At 60.9% G+C, this 21,004-nt stretch carries 24 protein-coding genes; 16 read left to right on the top strand and 8 right to left on the bottom strand.

Annotated features, from left to right (window positions below; all coding sequences use genetic code 11):
- Nucleotides 1-13 precede the first annotated feature (13 nt).
- On the top strand, nucleotides 14-1,366 hold the full coding sequence (locus tag F8N96_RS12625; RefSeq protein WP_150798091.1) for a GntP family permease: 1,353 nt from the start codon (nucleotides 14-16) through the stop codon (nucleotides 1,364-1,366).
- Between the two features lie 186 nt (nucleotides 1,367-1,552).
- Here the strand turns inward: F8N96_RS12625 and alaC are convergent, their stop codons facing one another.
- The gene (alaC, locus tag F8N96_RS12620) at nucleotides 1,553-2,770 is read right to left on the bottom strand and encodes an alanine transaminase (RefSeq protein WP_150798090.1); all 1,218 of its coding nucleotides are present in this window, start codon (nucleotides 2,768-2,770) and stop codon (nucleotides 1,553-1,555) included.
- A 139-nt stretch (nucleotides 2,771-2,909) separates the two neighbouring features.
- Between alaC and F8N96_RS12615 the strand changes: the two genes are divergently transcribed.
- The 3 genes from F8N96_RS12615 (at nucleotide 2,910) to F8N96_RS12605 (ending at nucleotide 4,709) form a co-directional block, all read left to right on the top strand.
- Nucleotides 2,910-3,572 carry a LysE family translocator gene (locus tag F8N96_RS12615; protein ID WP_150798089.1) on the top strand — a complete coding sequence of 221 codons (663 nt, stop codon included), beginning with the start codon at nucleotides 2,910-2,912 and terminating at the stop codon, nucleotides 3,570-3,572.
- A gap of 67 nt (nucleotides 3,573-3,639) precedes the next feature.
- The gene (locus F8N96_RS12610; RefSeq protein WP_150798088.1) at nucleotides 3,640-4,125 is read left to right on the top strand and encodes a GyrI-like domain-containing protein; all 486 of its coding nucleotides are present in this window, start codon (nucleotides 3,640-3,642) and stop codon (nucleotides 4,123-4,125) included.
- A gap of 95 nt (nucleotides 4,126-4,220) precedes the next feature.
- Nucleotides 4,221-4,709, top strand: a complete 489-nt coding sequence (locus tag F8N96_RS12605; protein WP_150798087.1) for a GNAT family N-acetyltransferase — start codon at nucleotides 4,221-4,223, stop codon at nucleotides 4,707-4,709.
- 191 nt (nucleotides 4,710-4,900) lie between these two features.
- On the opposite strand, the gene F8N96_RS12600 is transcribed toward F8N96_RS12605, so the two are convergent.
- From F8N96_RS12600 to F8N96_RS12590, 3 genes are read right to left on the bottom strand one after another with little or no spacing between them, the layout of a single operon-like run.
- Entirely contained in the window at nucleotides 4,901-5,950 is a 1,050-nt protein-coding gene (locus tag F8N96_RS12600) for an alkene reductase (RefSeq protein WP_150798086.1), read from the bottom strand.
- Nucleotides 5,951-5,977: 27 nt separating this feature from the next.
- Nucleotides 5,978-7,144: an MFS transporter gene (locus F8N96_RS12595; RefSeq protein ID WP_150798085.1), complete on the bottom strand. Its 1,167-nt coding sequence runs from the start codon at nucleotides 7,142-7,144 to the stop codon at nucleotides 5,978-5,980.
- A gap of 4 nt (nucleotides 7,145-7,148) precedes the next feature.
- A complete protein-coding gene (locus tag F8N96_RS12590) occupies nucleotides 7,149-7,469 on the bottom strand; it encodes an ArsR/SmtB family transcription factor (RefSeq protein ID WP_150798084.1) in 321 nt (106 codons plus the stop codon).
- A gap of 171 nt (nucleotides 7,470-7,640) precedes the next feature.
- Here F8N96_RS12590 and F8N96_RS12585 point away from each other — a divergent pair, with 171 nt between their 5' ends.
- Entirely contained in the window at nucleotides 7,641-8,237 is a 597-nt protein-coding gene (locus F8N96_RS12585) for an ACP phosphodiesterase (RefSeq protein ID WP_150798083.1), read from the top strand.
- Between the two features lie 126 nt (nucleotides 8,238-8,363).
- On the opposite strand, the gene F8N96_RS12580 is transcribed toward F8N96_RS12585, so the two are convergent.
- Nucleotides 8,364-9,158 (bottom strand): lysophospholipid acyltransferase family protein, encoded by a 795-nt coding sequence (locus F8N96_RS12580; RefSeq protein ID WP_150798082.1) that lies wholly within the window; start codon nucleotides 9,156-9,158, stop codon nucleotides 8,364-8,366.
- A complete protein-coding gene (gene olsB / locus F8N96_RS12575) occupies nucleotides 9,158-9,913 on the bottom strand; it encodes an L-ornithine N(alpha)-acyltransferase (protein ID WP_150798081.1) in 756 nt (251 codons plus the stop codon). The genes F8N96_RS12580 and olsB overlap by 1 nt, the downstream gene beginning before the upstream one ends.
- Before the next feature lie 154 nt (nucleotides 9,914-10,067).
- Between olsB and F8N96_RS12570 the strand changes: the two genes are divergently transcribed.
- The 5 genes from F8N96_RS12570 to F8N96_RS12550 all read left to right on the top strand — a co-directional run bounded on the left by F8N96_RS12570 (nucleotide 10,068) and on the right by F8N96_RS12550 (nucleotide 14,481).
- On the top strand, nucleotides 10,068-10,946 hold the full coding sequence (locus F8N96_RS12570; protein ID WP_150798080.1) for an acyl-CoA dehydrogenase family protein: 879 nt from the start codon (nucleotides 10,068-10,070) through the stop codon (nucleotides 10,944-10,946).
- Nucleotides 10,947-11,126: 180 nt separating this feature from the next.
- On the top strand, nucleotides 11,127-12,218 hold the full coding sequence (locus F8N96_RS12565; RefSeq protein WP_150798079.1) for a serine hydrolase domain-containing protein: 1,092 nt from the start codon (nucleotides 11,127-11,129) through the stop codon (nucleotides 12,216-12,218).
- Nucleotides 12,215-12,544, top strand: a complete 330-nt coding sequence (locus F8N96_RS12560; RefSeq protein ID WP_150798078.1) for an amidase — start codon at nucleotides 12,215-12,217, stop codon at nucleotides 12,542-12,544. Before F8N96_RS12565 ends, F8N96_RS12560 begins: the two co-directional genes overlap by 4 nt.
- A 187-nt stretch (nucleotides 12,545-12,731) precedes the next feature.
- Nucleotides 12,732-13,322 (top strand): YceI family protein, encoded by a 591-nt coding sequence (locus tag F8N96_RS12555; protein WP_150798077.1) that lies wholly within the window; start codon nucleotides 12,732-12,734, stop codon nucleotides 13,320-13,322.
- Nucleotide 13,323: 1 nt separating this feature from the next.
- Entirely contained in the window at nucleotides 13,324-14,481 is a 1,158-nt protein-coding gene (locus F8N96_RS12550) for a phospholipase D-like domain-containing protein (protein ID WP_150798076.1), read from the top strand.
- A 123-nt stretch (nucleotides 14,482-14,604) separates the two neighbouring features.
- Here the strand turns inward: F8N96_RS12550 and bglX are convergent, their stop codons facing one another.
- Nucleotides 14,605-16,896, bottom strand: a complete 2,292-nt coding sequence (gene bglX / locus F8N96_RS12545) for a beta-glucosidase BglX (protein WP_150798075.1) — start codon at nucleotides 16,894-16,896, stop codon at nucleotides 14,605-14,607.
- A gap of 236 nt (nucleotides 16,897-17,132) precedes the next feature.
- Here bglX and F8N96_RS12540 point away from each other — a divergent pair, with 236 nt between their 5' ends.
- The 6 genes from F8N96_RS12540 (at nucleotide 17,133) to F8N96_RS12515 (ending at nucleotide 20,261) form a co-directional block, all read left to right on the top strand.
- A complete protein-coding gene (locus F8N96_RS12540; RefSeq protein ID WP_150798074.1) occupies nucleotides 17,133-17,744 on the top strand; it encodes a LemA family protein in 612 nt (203 codons plus the stop codon).
- Between the two features lie 43 nt (nucleotides 17,745-17,787).
- The gene (locus tag F8N96_RS12535) at nucleotides 17,788-18,543 is read left to right on the top strand and encodes a TPM domain-containing protein (protein ID WP_150798073.1); all 756 of its coding nucleotides are present in this window, start codon (nucleotides 17,788-17,790) and stop codon (nucleotides 18,541-18,543) included.
- Nucleotides 18,544-18,582: 39 nt separating this feature from the next.
- A complete protein-coding gene (locus F8N96_RS12530; RefSeq protein WP_150798072.1) occupies nucleotides 18,583-19,200 on the top strand; it encodes a TPM domain-containing protein in 618 nt (205 codons plus the stop codon).
- Between the two features lie 137 nt (nucleotides 19,201-19,337).
- Entirely contained in the window at nucleotides 19,338-19,640 is a 303-nt protein-coding gene (locus F8N96_RS12525; RefSeq protein ID WP_150798071.1) for a helix-turn-helix domain-containing protein, read from the top strand.
- Nucleotides 19,627-19,983 (top strand): putative holin, encoded by a 357-nt coding sequence (locus F8N96_RS12520; protein ID WP_150748089.1) that lies wholly within the window; start codon nucleotides 19,627-19,629, stop codon nucleotides 19,981-19,983. Before F8N96_RS12525 ends, F8N96_RS12520 begins: the two co-directional genes overlap by 14 nt.
- Nucleotides 19,984-19,994: 11 nt before the next feature.
- Nucleotides 19,995-20,261 (top strand): phage holin family protein, encoded by a 267-nt coding sequence (locus F8N96_RS12515; RefSeq protein WP_224794090.1) that lies wholly within the window; start codon nucleotides 19,995-19,997, stop codon nucleotides 20,259-20,261.
- Between the two features lie 24 nt (nucleotides 20,262-20,285).
- Here the strand turns inward: F8N96_RS12515 and F8N96_RS12510 are convergent, their stop codons facing one another.
- Entirely contained in the window at nucleotides 20,286-20,711 is a 426-nt protein-coding gene (locus tag F8N96_RS12510) for a helix-turn-helix domain-containing protein (protein ID WP_224789424.1), read from the bottom strand.
- Nucleotides 20,712-21,004: the final 293 nt, after the last annotated feature.

Raw genomic sequence — 21,004 nt, 5'->3', positions numbered from 1 at the left:
GGAGACACCCCTAATGTTTGGCATGTCCCACGAGACGTTCCTGCTGCTCGACGCAGTGGTCACGGTGATCGGGCTTATCGTCCTGATCACCAAGTTCAAGTTGCACCCATTCCTCGCACTGATCATCGCCGCCGCCTTCCTCGGGCTGACGTCCGGCATGCCGATCGGCACCATCATCAAGGCGTTCCAGGACGGCTTCGGCGGGGTGCTTGGTTTCGTCGGCATCATCCTGGCGCTGGGCACCATGCTCGGCAAAATGATGGCCGAATCAGGCGGTGCGGATCAGATTGCGCAGACGTTGATCCGCGCCTTCGGCAAGGACAAGGTGCAGTGGGCGATGATGTTCGCCGCGTTCCTGGTCGGCATTCCGCTGTTCTTCGAAATCGGCTTCGTGCTGCTGATTCCGCTGGTGTTCATCGTGGCCCGCCGCACTGGCGTATCGATCATCAAGATCGGTATCCCGCTGCTGGCTGGTCTGTCCGCGGTACACGGCCTGGTGCCGCCGCACCCGGGTCCGCTGCTGGCCATCGGTGTGTTCGGTGCCGACATCGGTAAAACCATTCTTTACGGTCTGATCGTTGCGTTGCCGACCGCTATTATCGCCGGTCCGATCTACGGTACGTTCATTGCCAAGCACATTCCCGGTCATCCGAACCAGGAGCTGGTGGATCAACTGGCGCGCGAATCGGATTCGGCTGAACTGCCGAGCTTCGGCATCACTCTGGTGACCGTGCTGCTGCCGGTGTTTCTGATGCTGCTCAAGACATTTGCCGACGTAGTGCTGCCCGACGGCAACATCTTCCGCGCTTTCATGGACCTGATCGGTCACCCGATTTCGGCGTTGCTGCTGGCATTGCTGCTGTCGCTGTATACCTTCGGCTACAAGCAGGGCATCGGTTCCAACCAAATGATGAAATGGCTCGATGCGAGCCTTGCACCGACCGCCGCGATCATTCTGATCATCGGTGCCGGTGGTGGCTTCAAGCAGATGCTTGTGACCAGCGGTGTGGGCGACGTGATCGGCCACATGGCGGTGAACGCACAGATCTCGCCGATCCTGCTGGCCTGGCTGGTGGCGGCGGTGATCCGTATCGCGACCGGTTCGGCAACCGTGGCAACCATTACTGGCGCCGGCATCGTGGTGCCGGTGGTGGGGATGATTCCGGGCGTGAACCGTGAGCTGCTGGTGCTGGCCACCGGTGCCGGTTCGTTGATCCTGTCCCATGTCAACGACGCAGGTTTCTGGCTGGTGAAGCAGTACTTCAATATGACCGTGGCGGAAACCTTCAAGACCTGGACCGCGATGGAAACCATCCTGTCGGTGGTGGGCCTGGGCTTTATCCTGTTGTTGTCGCTGTTCGTCTAAAAGCTTCGCGGGCAAGCCTCGCTCCTACGTTTGATCATTCCCATGCTCCGCGTGGGAATGCATCCCGTGACGCTCCGCGTCACAGTGGACGCGGAGCGTCCATGGCGGCATTCCCACGCGGAGCGTGGGAACGAGCAGTCACAAAAAAACCGCATCGCTGCGGTTTTTTTGTGACTGCTTAATCAATCAGGCGTTGGCTTTTTGAACCAGCCCATCCGCCCGGAACATCCCGCGAATACCGCGCACGGCCTGACGAATCCGGTCCTGGTTTTCGATCAGCGCAAAACGCACGTGATCATCCCCATATTCCCCGAACCCCACACCCGGCGAGACGCAGACCTTGGCCTCGGCAAGCATTTTCTTGGCGAATTCCAGCGAGCCCAGATGCGCATAGGCCTCGGGAATCTTGGCCCAGACGTACATCGATGCTTTCGGGTTTTCCACCATCCAGCCCAATTCATGCAGGCCCTTGACCAACACGTTGCGCCGTTGGCGGTATTGCTCGGCGATGTCTTTGACACACTGTTGATCGCCTTCCAGTGCAGCAATGGCGGCGACTTGCAGCGGGGTAAAGGTGCCGTAGTCGTGGTAGCTCTTGATCCGCGCCAGGGCATTGACCAGTTCGGCGTTACCGACCATGAAACCGATGCGCCAGCCTGCCATGTTGTAGCTCTTGGACAGGGTGAAAAACTCCACCGCGATGTCCTTGGCGCCAGGTACCTGCATGATCGACGGCGCTTTCCAGCCGTCGTAGACGATGTCGGCATAGGCCAGGTCGTGCACCACCAGTACGTCGTACTGCTTGGCGAGGGCGATCACCCGCTCGAAGAAATCCAGCTCCACGCACTGGGCGGTGGGGTTGGACGGGAAGCCGAGGATCATCATTTTCGGTTTCGGGATCGAACCGCGAATCGCGCTTTCCAGCTCGGCGAAGAAGTCCACGCCCGGTATCAGCGGCACCGACCGCACCTGGGCGCCGGCAATCACGGCACCGTAGATATGAATCGGGTAGCTCGGGTTCGGCACCAGCACGGTATCGCCCTGGTCGAGGGTGGCCAGCATCAAATGCGCCAGGCCTTCCTTGGAACCGATGGTGACAATGGCTTCGCTTTCCGGATCGATATCGACCTCGTAGCGATCCTTGTACCAGTTGGAAATCGCCCGGCGCAGACGCGGGATGCCCTTGGACGTCGAGTAACCGTGGGTATCTTCGCGCTGGGCGACGGTGACGAGTTTGTCGACGATGTGCGGCGGGGTCGCGCCGTCGGGGTTGCCCATGCTGAAGTCGATGATGTCTTCGCCACGACGACGGGCGGCCATCTTCAGCTCGGCAGTGATGTTGAATACGTAAGGGGGGAGTCGATCTATGCGCGCAAAGCGGCGCGGCGAACCTGGGTTAGCCATTGTTGCCTCGGATAACGTGAGCGCCCGGAACCGTCCGAGCGACGCTGGCCACTGCGGTGGCCTGTGGCGGAATGTACGGGTAGCTGTGGCAAACTGTCCAGCGTCTATGTAAACAAATTTTTCCGAAGGAAATCGGTTGATGGAATTTACCAGTGGCTTCCTGCTGAGCCTTTCCCTGTGCCTGGACATTGGCGTGGCCAATATCGCGATGATCACCCTGGCGATGCAACGCGGCTATTTCCAAGGCTTTGCCCTGGGGTTGGGGACCTGCGTCGGTGACCTGATCTATGCGGTGCTGGCGCTGGCGGGCATGACCGTTTTGCTGCAGTACGAAACCGTGCGGTGGGTGTTGTGGATCGGTGGTTCAGTGTTGCTGGTGTACTTCGCGGCGAAGATGATCCATTCGGCGATTCACCATGAGGCGGTGCTGGCCCAGGCTGGGGAGGTGGGGCAGAACTCCCATCGGCGCGAGTTTTTTCGCGGGATTTTCCTCGCCATGTCGTCACCCAGTGCCATTTTGTGGTTCGCGGCGGTCGGCGGCACCCTGATCGCTCGTTCCGGCGGCGCAGGCGCGCTGAGTTCAGCGTTGTTTCTAGGCGGATTTCTCTGTGCCGGGGTGTTGTGGTGCGTCGGCCTGTGCTTCGCCGCGAGCCATGGCGGCAAGCTGCTGGGCGACAAGCTGCTGCGTTATTCCTACCTGGCATCGGCGGCGATCTTCTGCTATTTCGCGGTCTACGTGATTGTATCGGGTTACAACGAGTTTATTGGTGCCAGCGCCGTCGGGCCACTTCACGGGCTCTGAGTGGGCGAATCGGGATTGGCTTCTATACTCCCAGCCGAACCCACTTTTTTGTATCAGGAGTCGAGTCATGGATGAGCAAACAGGCGTCGAAACGTCCAAGCCACGTTTCGAACACGGTCATTTCCTGCTCATTGCAGGGCTTGGTGGACGATTTACCCCGGAAACCACCAAAGCGATCCCCGATCTCTGGGAGAAATTCATTCCCGAGATTGGCAGAGTTCCCGGCCAGAAAAGCGAAGTGACCTACGGCATCTGCTGCAATCCAGATGGCAAGGGTGGTTTCGAATACATCGCCGGCGTCGAAATCAGCAAACTCGACGACCTGCCCGATAAATATCGTTGGGTGGAAGTTCAGCCTCAACACTACGCCGTGTTCGAACACAAAGGCACTCTGGAGACCTTGCCCAAGACGTTTCAGTACATCTGGAAAACCTGGCTGCCGCAGTCCGGCTATCAGGCGGCGGATGCCCCGGAGTTCGAACGCTACAGCGAAGACTTCAACCCGAAGCTCAACACCGGCAAGCTGGAAATCTGGTTGCCGCTCAAGCCCTGACGGCCGGATGAGAGGCGAATCGGCGATTCGCCTCTCGATGTCGAGCTGACACTGATTTATGATTCGCGCCTTTCCCTCGCCGATTCCGAGCTGCCATGAACACCGTCATCCGCCACGTCACCCCCGCTGACCTGGACCGTTGCTACGCCATCGAGACCCTTGCCTACGAAGGTGACGAAGCCGCGACCCGGGAGAAAATAGCCACCCGCATCGCCACCTGGCCCGAGGGGTTTATCGTGGCCGAAGTGGATGGCGTCGTCGCCGGTTTCATCAATTCCGGCGCGGCGTTTGAAGTGGAAATGTCGGACGAGGCGTTCAAGGAACTGATCGGCCACGACCCGGCCGGCCCGCACGTGGTGATCATGTCGGTGGTGGTGCATCCGGATTTCCAGGGACAAGGCCTGGCGAAACGTTTGATGGGAGAGTTCATCGAGCGGATGCGCGCGTTGAACAAAGCCAGCATCCACCTGATGTGCAAGGAGCGGCATATCGCGCTCTACGCGGGTTTTGGCTTCGCCTACATCAAGCCTTCCGCCTCCGACCATGGCGGGATGGCGTGGCACGAGATGGTGCTCGAACTCTGACTTGTAGGAGCCGGCTTGCTGGCGATGGACTCAAGTGCGCCGCGTTTGACCAGATCGCACGCGTTATCGTTAACGATCATCGCCAGCAAGCTGGCTCCTACAGGTCAGTGTTCCCCGGGATTGCGTGAATAACCACAAAAAAAGCCCCGGCTCTTTCGAGTCGGGGCTTTTTGCGTTGCAGAGGCTGGCGCTTACATCACTGGGTAGTCGATGTAACCCACCGGCCCCTTGGCGTAGAACAATTCAGGACGGGCCTCGTTCAACGGCGCATCGGCCTTCAAACGTGCTGGCAAGTCAGGGTTGGCAATGAACGGCACGCCGAAGGCGACCGCATCGGCCTTGCCGCTGGCCAGCCAGGCGTTGGCGCTGTCTTTGGTGAAGCGTTCGTTGACGATGTACGGGCCACCGAAGGCTTCCTTGAGTTGTGGGCCGAGGCTGTCGCCGGCTTCTTTTTCGCGCGAGCAGATGAAGGCAATACCCCGCTTGCCCAGTTCGCGAGCGACATAGGTGAAGGTTTCGGCCAGGTTGTCGTCGCCCATGTCATGGGAGTCGGCGCGCGGTGCCAGGTGCACGCCGACGCGGCCGGCGCCCCAGACTTCGATCGCGGCATCCGTCACTTCCAGCAACAGGCGCGCACGGTTTTCCACGGAGCCACCGTAGTGGTCGGTGCGCTGGTTGGTGTTGCTTTGCAGGAACTGATCGAGCAGGTAACCGTTGGCGCCGTGGATTTCCACGCCGTCGAAACCGGCGGCCTTGGCATTTTCGGCACCGACGCGATAAGCGTCGACGATGTCGGCGATTTCCGCGGTTTCCAGGGCGCGCGGGGTCGGGTAGTCGGCCAGTGGACGAACCAGGCTGACGTGACCTTTGGGCTGGATGGCGCTCGGTGCGACCGGTGCTTCGCCGTTCAGGTACGACTCATGGGATACCCGGCCGACGTGCCACAGTTGCAGGAAGATCTTGCCGCCCGCGCCGTGGATCGCTTTGGTCACGTTGGTCCAGCCACGCACCTGGTCGTTGGACCAGATGCCCGGGGTGTCCGGATAGCCGACGCCCATCGGCGTGACCGAGGTGGCCTCGCTGAGGATCAGGCCGGCCGAGGCCCGTTGCACGTAGTACTCGGCCATCAGCGCGTTCGGCACTCTGCCTTCGTCGGCGCGGCAGCGGGTCAGCGGCGCCATGATGATGCGGTTGGCCAACTCGAGGTCGCCCAGTTTGATCGGATCGAAAATAGTCGTCATGAAAATACAACCCTCGTGAGGTATCAATTAATGGGTAGCAGGGGCCAGTTCGGGATTGCCGCGCTGACGGAACGTAATCAGGGTCACCAATAGGGCGAGTACCGCCAGTGCGGCTGCCGCGAGCGGCACGCTGGTCAGGCCGAAACCGTGGGCGATGACGCTGCCGCCGACCCAGGCACCCAATGCGTTGCCGACGTTGAAAGCGCCGATGTTCAGGGTCGACACCAGGTTCGGCGCCGCCTTGCCGTAGGTCACGACGTTCACTTGCAGGGCGGGCACGGCGGCAAAGCACGCGGTGGCCCAGAGGAACAGGGTGATTTCGGTCGGGATCAGCGCGACGCTGGTCCAGGTCAGCACGGTAGAGATCACGGCCATGGAGATGAAGACGCCAATCAGCGTCGCGGCCATGCCTTTGTCAGCCAGCTTGCCGCCGATGATGTTGCCGACGGTCAGGCCAAGGCCGATGAGCATCAGGGTCCAGGTCACACCTTTGGGCGAGACCCCTGTGACATCGCCGAGCAGCGGGGCGACGTAGGTGAACAGGGTGAATACGGACGCCGCGAACAACGCCGTCATGCTCAGGGACAGCCAGATCCCGGCACCTTTCAGGGCGCGCAGTTCGGCGCGCATGTCGAGCTTCTCTTCGTCGCGCTTGGCCGGCAGGAAGCGGATCAGGCCGATCAGCGCAATCACACCGATCACCGTCACGGCCCAGAACGTCGAGCGCCAGCCGGCTTCCTGGCCGAGCGCGGTGCCCAGTGGAACGCCCAGCACGTTGGCCAGGGTCAGGCCGGTAAACATCAAGGCCACGGCCGAAGCACGCTTGTTCGCCGGCACCAGACCTGCCGCCACCACCGAACCGATGCCGAAGAACGCGCCGTGACACAGGGCAGTGACCACCCGGGCGAACATCAGCACGTTGTAGTCACTGGCCACTGCACACAGCAGGTTGCCGATAATGAAGATGCCCATCAACGCTACCAGGGCAGCCTTGCGTGGCAACCGGGAGGTGGCCAGTGCCATGAACGGCGCACCGATGGCCACGCCCAGGGCGTACCCGGTCACCAGCCAGCCGGCGCCGGGGATCGACACGCCGAGGTCGGCCGCCACATCGGGCAGCAGGCCCATGATGACGAACTCGGTGGTGCCGATGGCGAAGGCGCTCAAGGCCAGGATGAGTAGCGAGAGGGGCATTGTTTCAGTTCCTTGTCGGAGCACTGAGCTCTTTGACGATGGCGTCGAGGAACGCCTGGATCACGTCCTCGTTGCGTTTGAAGAAGTGCCATTGACCGGCTTTCTGGCTGCTGATCAGCCCCGCACGCTGCAGGTTCGCCAAATGAGCGGACACGGTCGACTGCGACAGGCCGCAGCGTTGGTCGATCTGTCCGGCGCAAATGCCGTACTCGTGGTTGTGCAGCTGTTCCGGGAACTGCGTCTTGGGGTCTTTCAGCCAGATGAGGATGTCTCGGCGTACTGGGTGTGCCAGCGCTTTTATTATTTCGTCGAGGTCGATGGTCATGGGTAAGGGCTCGTGATGAGTAAAACGCTATATCGCGATGAGGCGAACTTTAAATCGGTACTTCGCGATATACCAATATGATTTTGCTCTGAGGACCGCTTAAATTGGTATATCGGGTTATAACGATATGTTGGTTGTCCAGATGTAAAGCCGCAGTGCTAAGCTGCGTCCATGAACTATCTCGCACATCTGCACCTTGGTGGCCAGCGCCCCGGTCAATTGCTCGGCAGCCTGTATGGCGATTTCGTCAAGGGACGGCTGCAAGGGCAGTTCGATCCGGAGATCGAGGCGGGCATCCAGCTGCATCGCCGTATCGACGTCTTTACCGACCGCCATCCGTTGGTGGATATCTCATTGTCGCGATTTTCCATGACCCGCCGGCGTTACGCCGGGATTGTGCTGGACGTGTTTTTCGACCATTGCCTGGCCCGGGACTGGACGCTGTATGCCGACCAACCGCTGGAGCAATTCACGTCGGACGTGTACCGGGTGCTGTCGGCTGAGCCGCAGCTGCCGGAACGCCTGGCGATGATCGCGCCGCATATGATGGCCAATGACTGGTTGGGGTCTTATCGGGAATTCGCCGTGTTGGAGCAGGTGTTGCGGGGGATTTCGCGGAGGCTGACACGGCCGGAGGAGCTGGCAGCGGCGATGCAGGAGTTGCGGGTGTTGTATGAACCGTTGAGTGAGGATTTCCGGTTGTTCTATCCGCAGCTTCAGGATTTCGCCCAGAACCGGTTACACGATCGGCTGACACAATCTCTGTAGGAGCGAGGCTTGCCCGCGAAGGGAACGCCGCGGTGTATCTGATGCACCACGTTATCGTTCTTCGCGGGCAAGCCTCGCTCCTACGGATTGCGGGGTTACGCGGTGGTGAGTTCGCCAGAAGCAGATTCAGGCGGCGATCAGTTCACCCACACGCCGCGGTTCTGCCGGTCTCGCCACTTCGCCAAACAACGCCTTCTGCACCGCCTGCTGCGCTTCAAACGCCAGCGCGGCCCGCTCGCGACCTTCGCAGGCGATCGGCTTGAGCAGATGAATCTCCACCTCGCCCCGATCATTGGCAAACAAACGCATCAAGTGCGAGAGCAAATCATCATCGCCAATGAAGGGGGCCAGGGAATCGAGCTCACCGTCGCGCAGATAACGAATCGCCACCGGTTGCAACTTCACGTCGGAATCGATCGCCGCCGACAGCAAACGACCGTGGAAGGTGCGCAGCGAACGACCATCGGTGGTGGTGCCTTCCGGGAACATCAGCAGCGGATGTTCCTGCGCCAGATGGCGGGTCATCTGTTTGCGGATCAGCTGGCTGTCGCCCGACCCGCGACGGATAAACAGGCTGCCGGCCTTGGCCGCCAACCAGCCCGCTACGGGCCAGGTGCGCACTTCGGCCTTGGACAAAAACGACAGCGGCGTGAGCATGCCCAGCAGCGGGATGTCGGTCCAGGAGACGTGGTTGCTAACCCAGAGCATCGGCGCCGTCGGCACCGCCCCGTGCACGGTCACGCGAAAGGGCAGGGCATTGCCCAGGCGCGCCATGAAGAACCGCGACCACCGCTGGCGGCGGACCATCGAATGGGCGATCCCCAGGCGTTCGAACAGCCCGAACACGCCGGCCATGGTCAACCCCAGCGCTACCACCACCAACACTCGCGCAATCCGCGCGTACACCCGCAACCGGCTCATCACACGGCCGCCTTGAAGTGCTTGGCGTAACGCGGGCAGAGTTCGTCGCGCTTGAGCAGGATGAACACGTCGGCGACCTGGAAATCTTCGTCCCAGCACGGTTCGCCGCAGATCTTCGCGCCCAGGCGCATGTAGGCCTTGAGCAGCGGCGGCATTTCGGCGATGACGTTGGACGGGATGGCCAGGGCCGGCAACGGTTTTTTCGGTTCGGCCCGCAGGTGTTCGGTGCACAGGTAACGTTCGCGCAGGCGCTGCATGATCGCGTGGGCCTGGATGCCGCCGTCCTGCATCGGGATGCTCGCGCAACCCATCAAGTAGCTGTAGCCGCCCTGGTTCAGCACTTCGGCCAGTTCACCCCAGAGTACGGCGATGGTGCCGCCATTGCGGTAGGCCGGGTCGACGCAGGTGCGGCCGATTTCCAGGATCGGCCCCTTCAGATGGACCAGGCCATGCAGGCTGAATTCTTCTTCGCTGTAGAACTTGCCCAGACTGCTGGCGGCGTTATGGTCGAGCAAGCGGGTGGTCGCCACCAGCCGCCCGCTGTTCAGGTCACGCACACCGATGTGGGCGCAGTGAACATCATAGTCATCCATGTCCAGTCCCAGCTCCGCGCCTTTGAGTCTGGCGTTGAATTCACCGCTGAACACGTTGAAGCGCAAGGCCTGGGCTTCCTGCATGGCCTCGACGCCCACCAGGCGTTCGGCTTGCAGGCGGCGTTCATTGCCGGTGTCGCTGATGCGGGCGATCTGAGTCATTGCGAGTCTCCGTACGGGCTGTTCACCCGTCGTGGGTTGCAGCCGATCGACTTTCTTTATGCAGCCGTGTTGTGCAAAGTCAGGCTATGTAGCCCCGGTGTCATCGCCATTAAGCTTTGGTGATGCTTATATGACAGCCCACAAGGAGCCTCTTATGCCCTGGCAAACCCTGTTGAACCGCCGCGATCGCTTGCTCGCCAACCCGGACCTGGGCGAAGGATTCGCGCACTTGCAGGACAGGCTGGGCACGGTGACGCCGTTTGAGTTGGCAGTGCTTGGCGGGCGCCTGATGGCAACGCCGGGGCAGGCCTTTCTGGTGGGGTATCAGGCAGCGTTACGCATGCTCTGGCCCAGCGCGCCGCCGAGCCTGGGCGCGTTATGCGCAACGGAACAGCGCAGCCTGCGGGTGGCGGATATGCAGACCCGGCTCACCGGTTTGCGCCTGAGCGGGCGCAAGGATTTCGTCACCGCCGGCGACGCGGCCGACTGGTTGCTGGTCGCGGCCCGCAGTGAAGACCCCGGCGAAACCCCGCGGCTGAGCCTGGCAGTGGTCTATCCCGATGAACCGGGGGTGCGCCTGGAAAAACTGCCGGCGATTCCCCTGATGCCCGACATCAGCCACAGCCGGTTGATACTCGATGGCGCGTCATGTGAATTGCTGGCGGGGGATGGCTGGGATGCTTACGTCAAACCGTTCCGCACCCTCGAAGACATCTACGTATTGAGCGCGATGACGGCCTGGCTGTATGGCGTCGGCCACGACAGCGACTGGCCGCAAACGCTGCAATTGCGCTTGCTGGCGCTGCTGGCCGGGTGCGCGGAAGCCAGCCGCCAGGCACCGAACAACCTGGCCGGGCATGTGTTGCTCGGTGGATTGTTTGCGCAGTTCGATGGGCTCAAGGTCGAGGTGGATCAGGCACTGGCCGATGGTCCGCCGCAGTGGGCGGCGATGTGGCGGCGGGATCGGGCGGTGATGGATTTGGCGGCGGGGGCCAGGGGTAAACGGTTGGCCAAGGCGTTTGCGGCGTTCTGACGGGCCTCTTCGCTGCGGTGCGGCGATCCGACAAGCCAGCTCCTACACTGGTTTTGTGTTGTTCACGGATCCCCTGTAGGAGCTGGCTTGCCAGCGAAGGCGGCCTCTGACCAACACAAATTCCAGAACTGTCATCAACCTCGACTAGGCTCAGCGGGCCAATCCCCCGAGCCCTACACCATGTTCAAAGGCTTGCCCCTGCTTATCCTGCTGCTCAGCCTCCCGGCCCACGCCGAAAACTGGCCTGGCGCTCAATGGTCAACCGCCCCGGTAGTCACCGGCCCGGCACTTCAAGCCCTGGAGGCTTACGCCTTCCCGCCCCGCGACGACACCACCCGCCAAGGCATCCGCACCGATGCCTTGCTGGTGATCCGCGACGGTCAATTGATCTACGAACGCTACGCCGGCCCGACCACCGCCGATACCCCGCACCTGACCTGGTCCATCAGCAAAAGCCTGATGGCCACGGTCCTCGGCGTGGCCTATGGCGAGGGCCGGTTCAACCTGCAGGATCCGGTGGTGAAGTTTTATCCGCCGCTGCACAGGCATCCCGCCATGACCATGGCCGATCTACTGCACTGGGCGTCGGGGCTGGACTGGCAGGAAGACTATGAATACGCACCATTGAAGTCGTCGGTGGTGGCCATGCTCTACACCCGTGGCCGCCAGGATATCGCCGCGTTCACCGCAAACCACGACGACTACGCCCAGCCCGGCCAGGCATTCCGTTATTCCAGTGGTGATACCAATCTGCTGTCGGCGGCATTGCAAACCATCGTTGGTCCGAGCCGGTACCCGGACTATCCATGGACCGCGCTGTTCGAACCTTTGGGGATTGACCGCGCGGTCTGGGAAACCGACGCCAGCGGCATCTTCGTCGCCTCGTCCTATGCCTACCTCACTGCCCGGGACCTGGCACGGGTCGGCCTGTTGATGGCCCGCGACGGACGCTGGGGCGATCGGCAAGTGGTGCCCAAAGCCTGGGTCGCCTTCAACCGCGAACCTTTCGCCCGCTACCAGGCCAATCAGGACGAAGCGGTGCCCGGCGGCCATTGGTGGCTCAATCGCTCGATAGAGGGGCGCGCAACACCCTGGCCCGACGCTCCCGCCGACACATTCGCCGCACTGGGTCATTGGGGGCAGGCGATGTACGTGATTCCCGGCGAACACTTGGTGATCGTGCGCTACGGCGATGATCGCGATGGCCGCTACCGACACAACGAATTGCTCAAGCTCGCACTCAAGGCCTTTGTCGCGAAGGCGCAGCCATGAACCGCCGCGGTTTTGTTCGTCGTCGACCGTTCAGCACGCTGTGGATGATCCTGCTGATCGTCGTGCTCGGCTGGGTCTGGCACGAGCGGGTGGCGCTGTGGTCGTTCCCGGACATCATCAGCGCCTACACTGCCAAGGAATATTGCTCATGCCGGTATGTGATGGCTAACGATGCCGAGTATTGCCATGGTTATGTGAAACAGTGGTTGCCCACCAGCGGGTTTATCGAAGATGTGGCGAGCAAGCGCGTAACGGTCAGCGGCATGGGGCGCAGTAACAGTGCGGTGTGGGGCGGCGAGCGGCAGGGATGTCGCCTGAATCCGTGATGGGTCGCTCTTTGTAGGAGCCGGCTTGCCGGCGATGGCGGCTTAACGTCCAACGAAGATGTTGACTGTTATGGCCCTCTCGCTGGCAAGCCAGCTCCTACAGGGGCGATCTTTTGATCTTCGCGGTTTGCAACATGCCCGCGGACGGTTAAGGTTCGTTCAGGTTTATTTACCCCCACGAGTCTCTATGTTCAACCGCTCCCTTGCCAAAACCCTCGCCTTCCTGCTGCTGGCCGGCGCCACATTGTCGGCCCAGGCCAATTGGTACCTGGACGGCGAATCCTCGCGGCTGTCGTTCATCAGCACCAAAAACGCGAACATTTCCGAAGTGCAACGCTTTCTGGTACTGCACGGCAAGGTCAGCCCCACGGGCCTGGCCGAGGTGGAAGTCGAGCTGGAGTCGGTGAACAGCGGTATTCCCTTGCGCGACGAACGCATGCGCAAGGAGCTGTTCCAGATCCAGACATTCCCCGAAGCGCTGATCACCACGCAAATCGATCTGCGCCCGATCAACGACCTCGCGCCCGGTGCGCAACTGGAATTGCGGTTGCCGTTGACGGTCAATCTGCACGGCAAGCAACACCAATACAACGCCGAACTGCTGGCGACCCGCCTGGATGATCGACGCTTCCAGGTCGTTACCCTCGAACCGCTGGTGATCAACGCCGAAGATTTCGACCTGGCACCTGGCCTGGAAAGCTTGCGCAAGCTAGCCGGCTTGTCGGCCATCAGTTTGTCGGTGCCGGTGAGTGCGGTACTGATTTTCACGGCGCGCTGAGATGGCCGGCGCAATTTTCCCTTGGCGTGAAGGCAATGCTTTTGAACTGCTGATCGACGGCCCGCAGTTTTTCCCCCGGATGCTGGTGGCGATTGCCCGCGCCGAAGATCAGGTGGAACTGGAGCTGTACCTGGTGGAGGCGGGCGCCTGTGCCGAGGCCATGGTCCAGGCGCTGGTCCAGGCCGCCGAGCGCGGTGTACGGGTACGTTGCCTGTTCGATGATTACGGCAGTCTGGCGTTCACGCTGACCCTGCGACAGCGGCTGATAACGGCGGGTGTCGAGCTGCGCTTCTACAATCGCCTGAGCTGGCGACGCTGGGTAGGCAATTTCTACCGCGATCACCGCAAGCTGTTGCTGGTCGACCAGTGTCTGGCGGTCGTCGGCGGCACGGGCGTCACCGATGAATTCTGGACGCCGGGAGAAGACACCAGCGAATGGCACGAAGTGATGGTGGAAATCCGCGGCCAGCTGGTCATCGACTGGCAGTTGCTGTTCGATCGCCAATGGATCGCCAACCGCCATCGCCGTGCCTGGAAGCCGGCGTCGAACTTCGGCTTGCCGCGTCTGCCGCGCATGCCGGCCATGGGCGAGGGCATGGGCCGGGTCGCTTATGCCGACGCCCGTCAACACCGGGACATCCTGCAATCGCTGATTCGCGCACTGAACAGTGGCCAGCGACGAATCTGGCTGGCCACCCCGTATTTCCTGCCGACCTGGAAAGTCCGTCGCTCGCTGCGCCGGGCGGCCGCTCGAGGCATCGATGTGCGCCTGCTGCTGACCGGGCCGCGCACCGATCATCCATCGGTGCGCTACGCCGGGCATCGCTACTACCCGCGACTGCTCAAGTCCGGGGTGAAAATCTTCGAATACCAGCCGTGTTTCCTGCACCTGAAAATGGTGCTGGTCGACGACTGGGTGAGTATCGGCTCGTGCAACTTCGATCACTGGAACTTGCGTTTCAACCTGGAAGCCAACCTTGAAGCGCTGGATGCAGGGCTGACACGTGCGGTGGCGGCGAGTTTCGAGAAAGACTTTGCCCTGAGCCAGGAGGTCAGCCTGGAGGCGTGGCAACGCCGGCCGCTGTGGCGACGGGTGAAGCAACGGGTGTGGGGTTGGGTGGATCGGCTGGTGGTGAATCTGCTGGATCGGCGGGGCTAGGTGCGGGGATCGTTCCCACGCTTTGCGTGGGAATGCCTCCAGGGACGCTCCGCGTCCAGTGACGCGGAGCGTCACGGGTTACATTCCCACGCAGAGCGTGGGAACGATCAGTCCGCGCAGGGCTTAGAGCAATTCAAAGCTCTGCTGCGTCACGTCCTGGGAATCCAGGCCGATCTGCGCATTGAACTTACCCGGTTCCGCCGCATACTTGAGCTGGGCATTGAAGAACTTCAGGTCATCTTCGGTAATGGTGAAGCGCACGACTTTCTGTTCACCGGCCTTGAGCATGATTTTCTGGAAATTCTTCAGTTCCTTGACCGGTCGGATCATCGAGCCGGTCACGTCCTGGATGTACAACTGCACCACGGTTTCGCCGTCGCGCTGGCCAGTGTTTTTCACCATGACGCTGGCGTCGAGCTTGCCGGTCTTGTTCAGCGTGGTCGAGGACAAGGCCATGTCAGTCAGGCTGAAGTGGGTGTAGCTCAAGCCAAAACCGAACGGGAACAGGGGGCCTGTGGTGTCATCGAAATACTGCGAGGTGTAGTTGCCCGGTTTGCCCGGCGTGAACGGCCGGCCGATGCTGAGGTGGTTGTAGTAGGTCGGAATCTGCCCCACCGAGCGCGGGAACGTGATCGGTAGCTTGCCCGACGGGTTGTAGTCGCCGAACAGCACGTCGGCGATGGCGTTGCCGCCTTCGGTACCGCTGAACCAGGTTTCCAGGATCGCGTCAGCCTGTTCCTTCTCTTCGAGAATCGACAGCGGGCGGCCGTTCATCAACACCAGCACCAGCGGTTTGCCGGTGGCTTTCAAGGCCTTGAGCAACTCGCGCTGGTTGACCGGGATGTTCAGGTCGGTACGGCTCGACGATTCGTGGGACATGCCGCGGGATTCGCCCACGGCTGCCACCACCACATCGGCGTCCTTGGCAGCTTGTACCGCTTCGTCGATCAACACTTGCGCCGAGCGCGGATCATCGACCACTTCCGGGGCATCGAAGTTGAGGAAGTTCAGGTAATCGAGGACTTTCCGGTCGCTGGTGATGTTGGCCCCACGGGCATAGATCAGCGTCGACTTTGCGCCCAGCGCATTGGTCATGCCGTCGAACAGGGTCACCGATTGAGCCGGACGGCCCGCCGCGGCCCAGCTGCCCATCATGTCGATCGGCGCCTTGGCCAGCGGGCCGACCAGGGCGATTTTCGCGGTCTTCTTCAGCGGCAGGGTGTCGCCCTGGTTCTTCAGCAATACCAGGCTGCGGCGCGCGACATCGCGGGCTTCGGCGCGGTGCAGGCGGCTGTCGGCGTAGGTGTCGACCGGGTCATCCTCGGCCTTGCCGATGCGCAGGTACGGGTCCTTGAACAGGCCCATGTCGTATTTGGCCCCCAGCACGGCACGCACGGCATTGTCGATGTCGCTCTGCTTGATCTCGCCGGCCTTCAGCAACCCTGGCAGTTCCTTGCCATAGAGCGTGTCGTTCATGCTCATGTGGATGCCGGCCTTGATGGCGAGCTTCGCGGCTTCGCGACCGTCACGGGCGACGCCGTGCTTGATCAGTTCGAAAATCGCCCCGTGGTCGCTGACGGCCAGGCCCTTGAAGCCCCATTGCTGGCGCAACAGGTCATTCATCAGCCAGGTGTCGGCGGTGGCCGGCACGCCATTGATCGAGTTCAGCGCGACCATCACGCCGCCGGCACCGGCGTCAATCGCGGCGCGGTAAGGCGGCAGGTAGTCCTGGTACATCTTGACCGGGCTCATGTCGACGATGTTGTAGTCGCGACCGCCCTCGACCGCGCCGTACAAGGCAAAGTGCTTGACGCTGGCCATGATGCTGTCGGCCGCGTTTGCGCCCGCGCCCTGGAAGGCCTTGACCATGACGCCGGCGATGCGCGACACCAGGTAAGTGTCTTCACCGAAGCCTTCGGAGGTGCGGCCCCAGCGTGGGTCGCGGGAAATGTCGACCATCGGCGCGAAGGTGATGTCGAGGCTGTCTGCCGCGGCTTCTTTGGCGGCGATGCGCCCGGACAGACCGATGGCGTCCATGTCCCAGCTTGAAGCCAAGGCTATCGGAATCGGGAAAATGGTACGGTGGCCGTGGATCACGTCATAGGCGAAGAACATCGGGATCTTCAACCGGCTGCGCATGGCCGCGTCCTGCATCGGACGGTTTTCCGGGCGGGTGATCGAGTTGAACGTGCCGCCGATGTTGCCGGCGGCGATTTCCTGGCGGATCAGCTCCCGAGGCATTTCGGGGCCGATGCTGATCAGGCGCAACTGGCCGATTTTTTCATCGAGGGTCATTTGCTTCATCAGGTTGCTGACGAAGGCGTCCTTGTTCTCCAGAGGTGCGGGCGTCGTGGCGGCCAATACGGTATGACTGGCCAGGCTGACGAACAGACCCAGCAAACACAGCTTCTTCATGAATGGTTTTCTCTAAGCCTAAACGGCAGTGAATACGCGCCGGTCAGCCAAAATTTAGGGAGCGACTATTGTTGTTCAGGTAAATGCAGCCACACTTCGGTAGTGTTTTGCGCTGGGGCATCTTTTAGCCCATTGGCTCGATGCAATCCAGTGGTGGCGCAAATTATGCCCCAAGAGCCGTCTTCGAAGTTCGCAGGTTGTTTTTTCAACGGAATGTGCAAGGGAGCGTCAACCAGATGAACGTACGACACCACTATCGGACCCGCCTGCAGCTGGCAGCCTTGATGTTGCTGAGCGCCTTGCTGGCAGGCTGCGGCATCAACAACATTCCGACCCTCGACGAACAGGCCAAGGCCGCCTGGGGCCAGGTGCAGAACCAGTACCAGCGCCGCGCCGACCTGATCCCCAACCTGGTGGAAACCGTCAAGGGCTACGCGCAGCATGAACAGGAGACCTTGACCGCGGTGGTCGAAGCCCGGGCCAAGGCCACTTCGATCCAGGTCGATGCCAACACCCTGGACAATCCGGAGAAACTTAAACAGTTCCAGCAGGCCCAGGATCAGCTGACCGGCGCATTGAGTCGTTTGATGGTGGTCGTCGAGCGCTATCCGGATCTCAAGGCCAACCAGAACTTCCTCGCGTTGCAGTCGCAGCTTGAAGGCACCGAGAACCGCATCGCCGTGGCGCGCCGGGACTTCATTCTGGCGGTGCAAAAGTACAACACCGAAATCCGCACCTTCCCCGGTCGCCTGTGGCACACGGTGATGTACAGCGATTTGCCTGTGCGCGAGACCTTCGAGGCCACCAGCCCCGAAGCGCAAAAAGCACCGCAAGTGAAGTTCCAGTAAGCGCTGGTTCAGGTTGGATGCGTCACCCTGCATGAGGTTGCCAATGCGCGTGTTGAAAGTTGGCCTGGTGCTGTTGCTCTGGGTGTTTGCCCTGACGGCCCAGGCCGAATTGAAGTTCCCGCAACTGACGGGGCGGGTGGTGGACAACGCCGGGATGATCGAGCCGTCGGTGCGCGAGCAGCTCACCCAACAGCTCAACGCCCATGAAAAGGCCACCGGTGAGCAGTTGGTGGTGGTCACGTTGCCGGATTTGCAGGGCACTGACATCGCGGACTTCGGTTATCAGCTCGGGCGTCACTGGGGCATCGGCCAGAAGGACAAGAACAACGGCGCGTTGCTGATCGTCGCCCGCGATGAGCGCAGGTTGCGCATCGAAGTCGGTTATGGCCTGGAAGAACGCCTGACCGATGCGCAGAGTTCGGTGATCATCAATCAGGTGATCACCCCGGCCTTCAAGGCCGGCAACTTCAGCAAGGGCATCAGCGACGGGGTCGCGGCGATGCTGGTGGTGCTGGGGGGCAACCCGCTGGATGAGCCGTCCACGGTGTACGAGTCCCGAGGCGATCAGCAAAGCGACTTCGTTTCGCGGCATCCGGGGTTGCTGGTGTTTCTGGTGATGCTGTTCATCCTGGCGATTTTCGTCGGCCAGATGCTCGGTATCCTGCCAAGCGGTGGCGGTGGTGGCCGAGGCAGCTCGGGAGGCGGGTTTGGCGGTGGCGGTTTTGGTGGCGGAGGAGGCGGTGGCTTCAGCGGCGGCGGTGGCAGTTTCGGCGGTGGTGGTTCGTCGGGCGGCTGGTGATGACATCGGTAAAACAATAGCGAGCAGGCATCTTCAAACATGGCATTACTGACCGAACACGAACAACGCAAAGTCGCCGAGGCGATTGCCCGGGTCGAGCGCGACACCGACGCCGAACTGGTGACAGTGCTCGCGGCCCGTGCCGACGACTATGCCTACATCCCGTTGCTCTGGGCCAGCCTGCTGGCGCTGGTGGTGCCGGGGGTCGTGCATTACCTGACCGGCTGGCTGACCCTGCACAGCCTGCTGCTGGTGCAATGGGTCAGCTTCATCGTGCTGTGCCTGGTGTTTCGAATGCCCAAAGTCACCACCCGCCTGATCCCGCGCTCGGTGCGTCACTGGCGCGCCTCGAACCTGGCGCGTCGGCAGTTCCTGGAGCAAAACCTGCATCACACGATGGGCAGCACGGGCATGCTGATTTTCGTCTCGGAGGCCGAGCGCTATGTCGAGATCCTGGTGGATGAGGGCATTTCGAAGCGCCTGGATAACACCAACTGGGACGCGATCGTGACGGCGTTCACTGAGCAGGTGAAACAAGGCCAGACCTTGCAGGGGTTTGTCACCTGCGTCGAAGCCTGCGGCGAATTGCTCAAGGTGCATGTGCCGGTGACCCATGTGCGCAATGAATTGCCCAACCGACTGGTGGTGCTGGGCTGAGGCCCGGGCAGGCCCGTTTGTGTAGCGCGCGACGCTACAACTCCGGCAAGTTGTCTGAGTGCAGGCCTGTCTTCAACATCTCTCTCTAACAGTGAGCGCCCGGAAACGGGTGTTCTGACATAGAGGGAGTTTTTGTCATGTCAACGCATCAACCGCTCGACTCTTTTGTTTGTGCAGTGCCCGGTGGCGGAGGACATTTTCCATCGGCCCGACTGACGGCTAAAGAGAAGCAAGCCCTGATCTGGTGCTACCAGGGGAAAACCTCCTGGGAGATCGCCATGATTCAGAATTGCTCGGTCTCCACGATCAACTTTCACTTCTCCAATATCCGCCGCAAGTTTGCCGTCAACTCGCGCAGTAGCGCTTTGCTCAAAGCCATTGAGGCAGGCGTCATTGTTATTGCAGAAATCGATCCGCGAGGCGCCCATGAGCCTGACTGACTCGACTTACAACAGTCTCAGCGGGCTCATGCTGGGGTTGGGCATCGCGACGCTGCCCTCGATCGATGGCGAGGCGCTGTTCGGTGCGGCGCTGGGCGCATGGCTCGTCACGACGACCGGGAGCAATTTCAAGGCCTGGCAGCGTATCGGCTCCTGGCTGCTGTCGGCAGGCGTCGGCTATCTGTTTACCCCGGTTGCGTTGCGGCTGGCTCCATTCCTGACCGGGGGCGTGACGGCTTTTTTCTGCGCACTGATCGTCATCCCCATCAGCATCAAGCTGATGCAGTGGATTGACGGTGCCGGTATCGGCGAAATCATTCGGCACCTGCGAGGGCGGGGATGATGGGGAATGAAATGATCGCCCTGGTCTTTGTCACCGGTGTGGCTCATTTGCTGAGCGCGTTCAGGCTTGCCTGTTATCAGCGTGACGAACAACGGCATTGCTGGTGTGACGGACTATTGATCAGCCTGTGCGGAGGGGTGTTTTGCCTTGCCGGCATGGACGTGTTGCTGACATTTGCGCCGGTGAGTCCATGGCATGCAGTGGTGAGCGTTTTGTCATGCTCACTGATTATGCGCAGCAGCGGCAACATCATGCTGTTGTGGCATGCCTTGAAGTAGCGAAATGTCGAATTACAAGGGGCTTCATGTGTCGTTCGAATGTTGCAGTGCCGCGAGGGTAGAGGCCATTTCCGACAGTTTGAGTTCCATATCGCGCAGTCGCCATTTTTCTTCCAGCGCGTGTTGTATGGCACGGCGATCATCTTCGCTGAGCAATCGCCAGAGCGCGAGAATAGTGTTTTCCCGTGTTTCGCTTTCTTGAGTGTCATCGGCGGGCGCGGCCAGTGTATGCCGCAGGATAGGTCCTTCACCCAGCAGCAACCAATCGAGCGAGATGCCACGCGACTGCGCTATTTCTACGCATAATGAGTATGGCGTGCTGTCGCGCCCTTTCCAGCTGCTGAGTGTTTGAGGACTGATCTGCAGCGCGGAAGATAACGAGGCATCGGTTTTTGTGCCTGTAATCAGCTTAAGGCGAGTCAGGATGTCTTGTGATTTTTTGCTACTCAATTTTAGCCTCTTCCTTTTGACACATGCATTTTGAGTGTCTAGATTACGCATATCGCGTACTTTTTTTCTTGTGAGTGATCAATCGTCAACTATGAATCAGAACAAAACGATGTCGAAACTTCCTAATGGTATCAGGGTGATTTCCTACGAGCTTGACTCGTACCTGATGCGCAGAGGTCCATTGCACTTACGGTTGTCTGGCAGACGTTATTCGCAGGACCCGACCGGAGTAACGATCAATGTTTCAAGCAGTATTGCGTTTGATCCTGTTGATTGCCACTCGATCACCGGCG

The sequence above is a fragment of the Pseudomonas fluorescens genome, assembly GCF_902497855.1.
GTDB classification, from domain to species: Bacteria; Pseudomonadota; Gammaproteobacteria; order Pseudomonadales; family Pseudomonadaceae; genus Aquipseudomonas; species Aquipseudomonas fluorescens_BI.
This window is presented reverse-complemented; position numbering and strand designations above follow the sequence as displayed.

Coding starts and splice junctions, on each gene's coding strand:
- F8N96_RS12625 (WP_150798091.1), top strand. CDS start 14: ATGTTTGGCATGTCCCACGAGACGTTCCTGCTGCTCGACGCAGTGGTC.
- alaC (WP_150798090.1), bottom strand. CDS start 2,770: ATGGCTAACCCAGGTTCGCCGCGCCGCTTTGCGCGCATAGATCGACTC.
- F8N96_RS12615 (WP_150798089.1), top strand. CDS start 2,910: ATGGAATTTACCAGTGGCTTCCTGCTGAGCCTTTCCCTGTGCCTGGAC.
- F8N96_RS12610 (WP_150798088.1), top strand. CDS start 3,640: ATGGATGAGCAAACAGGCGTCGAAACGTCCAAGCCACGTTTCGAACAC.
- F8N96_RS12605 (WP_150798087.1), top strand. CDS start 4,221: ATGAACACCGTCATCCGCCACGTCACCCCCGCTGACCTGGACCGTTGC.
- F8N96_RS12600 (WP_150798086.1), bottom strand. CDS start 5,950: ATGACGACTATTTTCGATCCGATCAAACTGGGCGACCTCGAGTTGGCC.
- F8N96_RS12595 (WP_150798085.1), bottom strand. CDS start 7,144: ATGCCCCTCTCGCTACTCATCCTGGCCTTGAGCGCCTTCGCCATCGGC.
- F8N96_RS12590 (WP_150798084.1), bottom strand. CDS start 7,469: ATGACCATCGACCTCGACGAAATAATAAAAGCGCTGGCACACCCAGTA.
- F8N96_RS12585 (WP_150798083.1), top strand. CDS start 7,641: ATGAACTATCTCGCACATCTGCACCTTGGTGGCCAGCGCCCCGGTCAA.
- F8N96_RS12580 (WP_150798082.1), bottom strand. CDS start 9,158: ATGAGCCGGTTGCGGGTGTACGCGCGGATTGCGCGAGTGTTGGTGGTG.
- olsB (WP_150798081.1), bottom strand. CDS start 9,913: ATGACTCAGATCGCCCGCATCAGCGACACCGGCAATGAACGCCGCCTG.
- F8N96_RS12570 (WP_150798080.1), top strand. CDS start 10,068: ATGCCCTGGCAAACCCTGTTGAACCGCCGCGATCGCTTGCTCGCCAAC.
- F8N96_RS12565 (WP_150798079.1), top strand. CDS start 11,127: ATGTTCAAAGGCTTGCCCCTGCTTATCCTGCTGCTCAGCCTCCCGGCC.
- F8N96_RS12560 (WP_150798078.1), top strand. CDS start 12,215: ATGAACCGCCGCGGTTTTGTTCGTCGTCGACCGTTCAGCACGCTGTGG.
- F8N96_RS12555 (WP_150798077.1), top strand. CDS start 12,732: ATGTTCAACCGCTCCCTTGCCAAAACCCTCGCCTTCCTGCTGCTGGCC.
- F8N96_RS12550 (WP_150798076.1), top strand. CDS start 13,324: ATGGCCGGCGCAATTTTCCCTTGGCGTGAAGGCAATGCTTTTGAACTG.
- bglX (WP_150798075.1), bottom strand. CDS start 16,896: ATGAAGAAGCTGTGTTTGCTGGGTCTGTTCGTCAGCCTGGCCAGTCAT.
- F8N96_RS12540 (WP_150798074.1), top strand. CDS start 17,133: ATGAACGTACGACACCACTATCGGACCCGCCTGCAGCTGGCAGCCTTG.
- F8N96_RS12535 (WP_150798073.1), top strand. CDS start 17,788: ATGCGCGTGTTGAAAGTTGGCCTGGTGCTGTTGCTCTGGGTGTTTGCC.
- F8N96_RS12530 (WP_150798072.1), top strand. CDS start 18,583: ATGGCATTACTGACCGAACACGAACAACGCAAAGTCGCCGAGGCGATT.
- F8N96_RS12525 (WP_150798071.1), top strand. CDS start 19,338: ATGTCAACGCATCAACCGCTCGACTCTTTTGTTTGTGCAGTGCCCGGT.
- F8N96_RS12520 (WP_150748089.1), top strand. CDS start 19,627: ATGAGCCTGACTGACTCGACTTACAACAGTCTCAGCGGGCTCATGCTG.
- F8N96_RS12515 (WP_224794090.1), top strand. CDS start 19,995: ATGATCGCCCTGGTCTTTGTCACCGGTGTGGCTCATTTGCTGAGCGCG.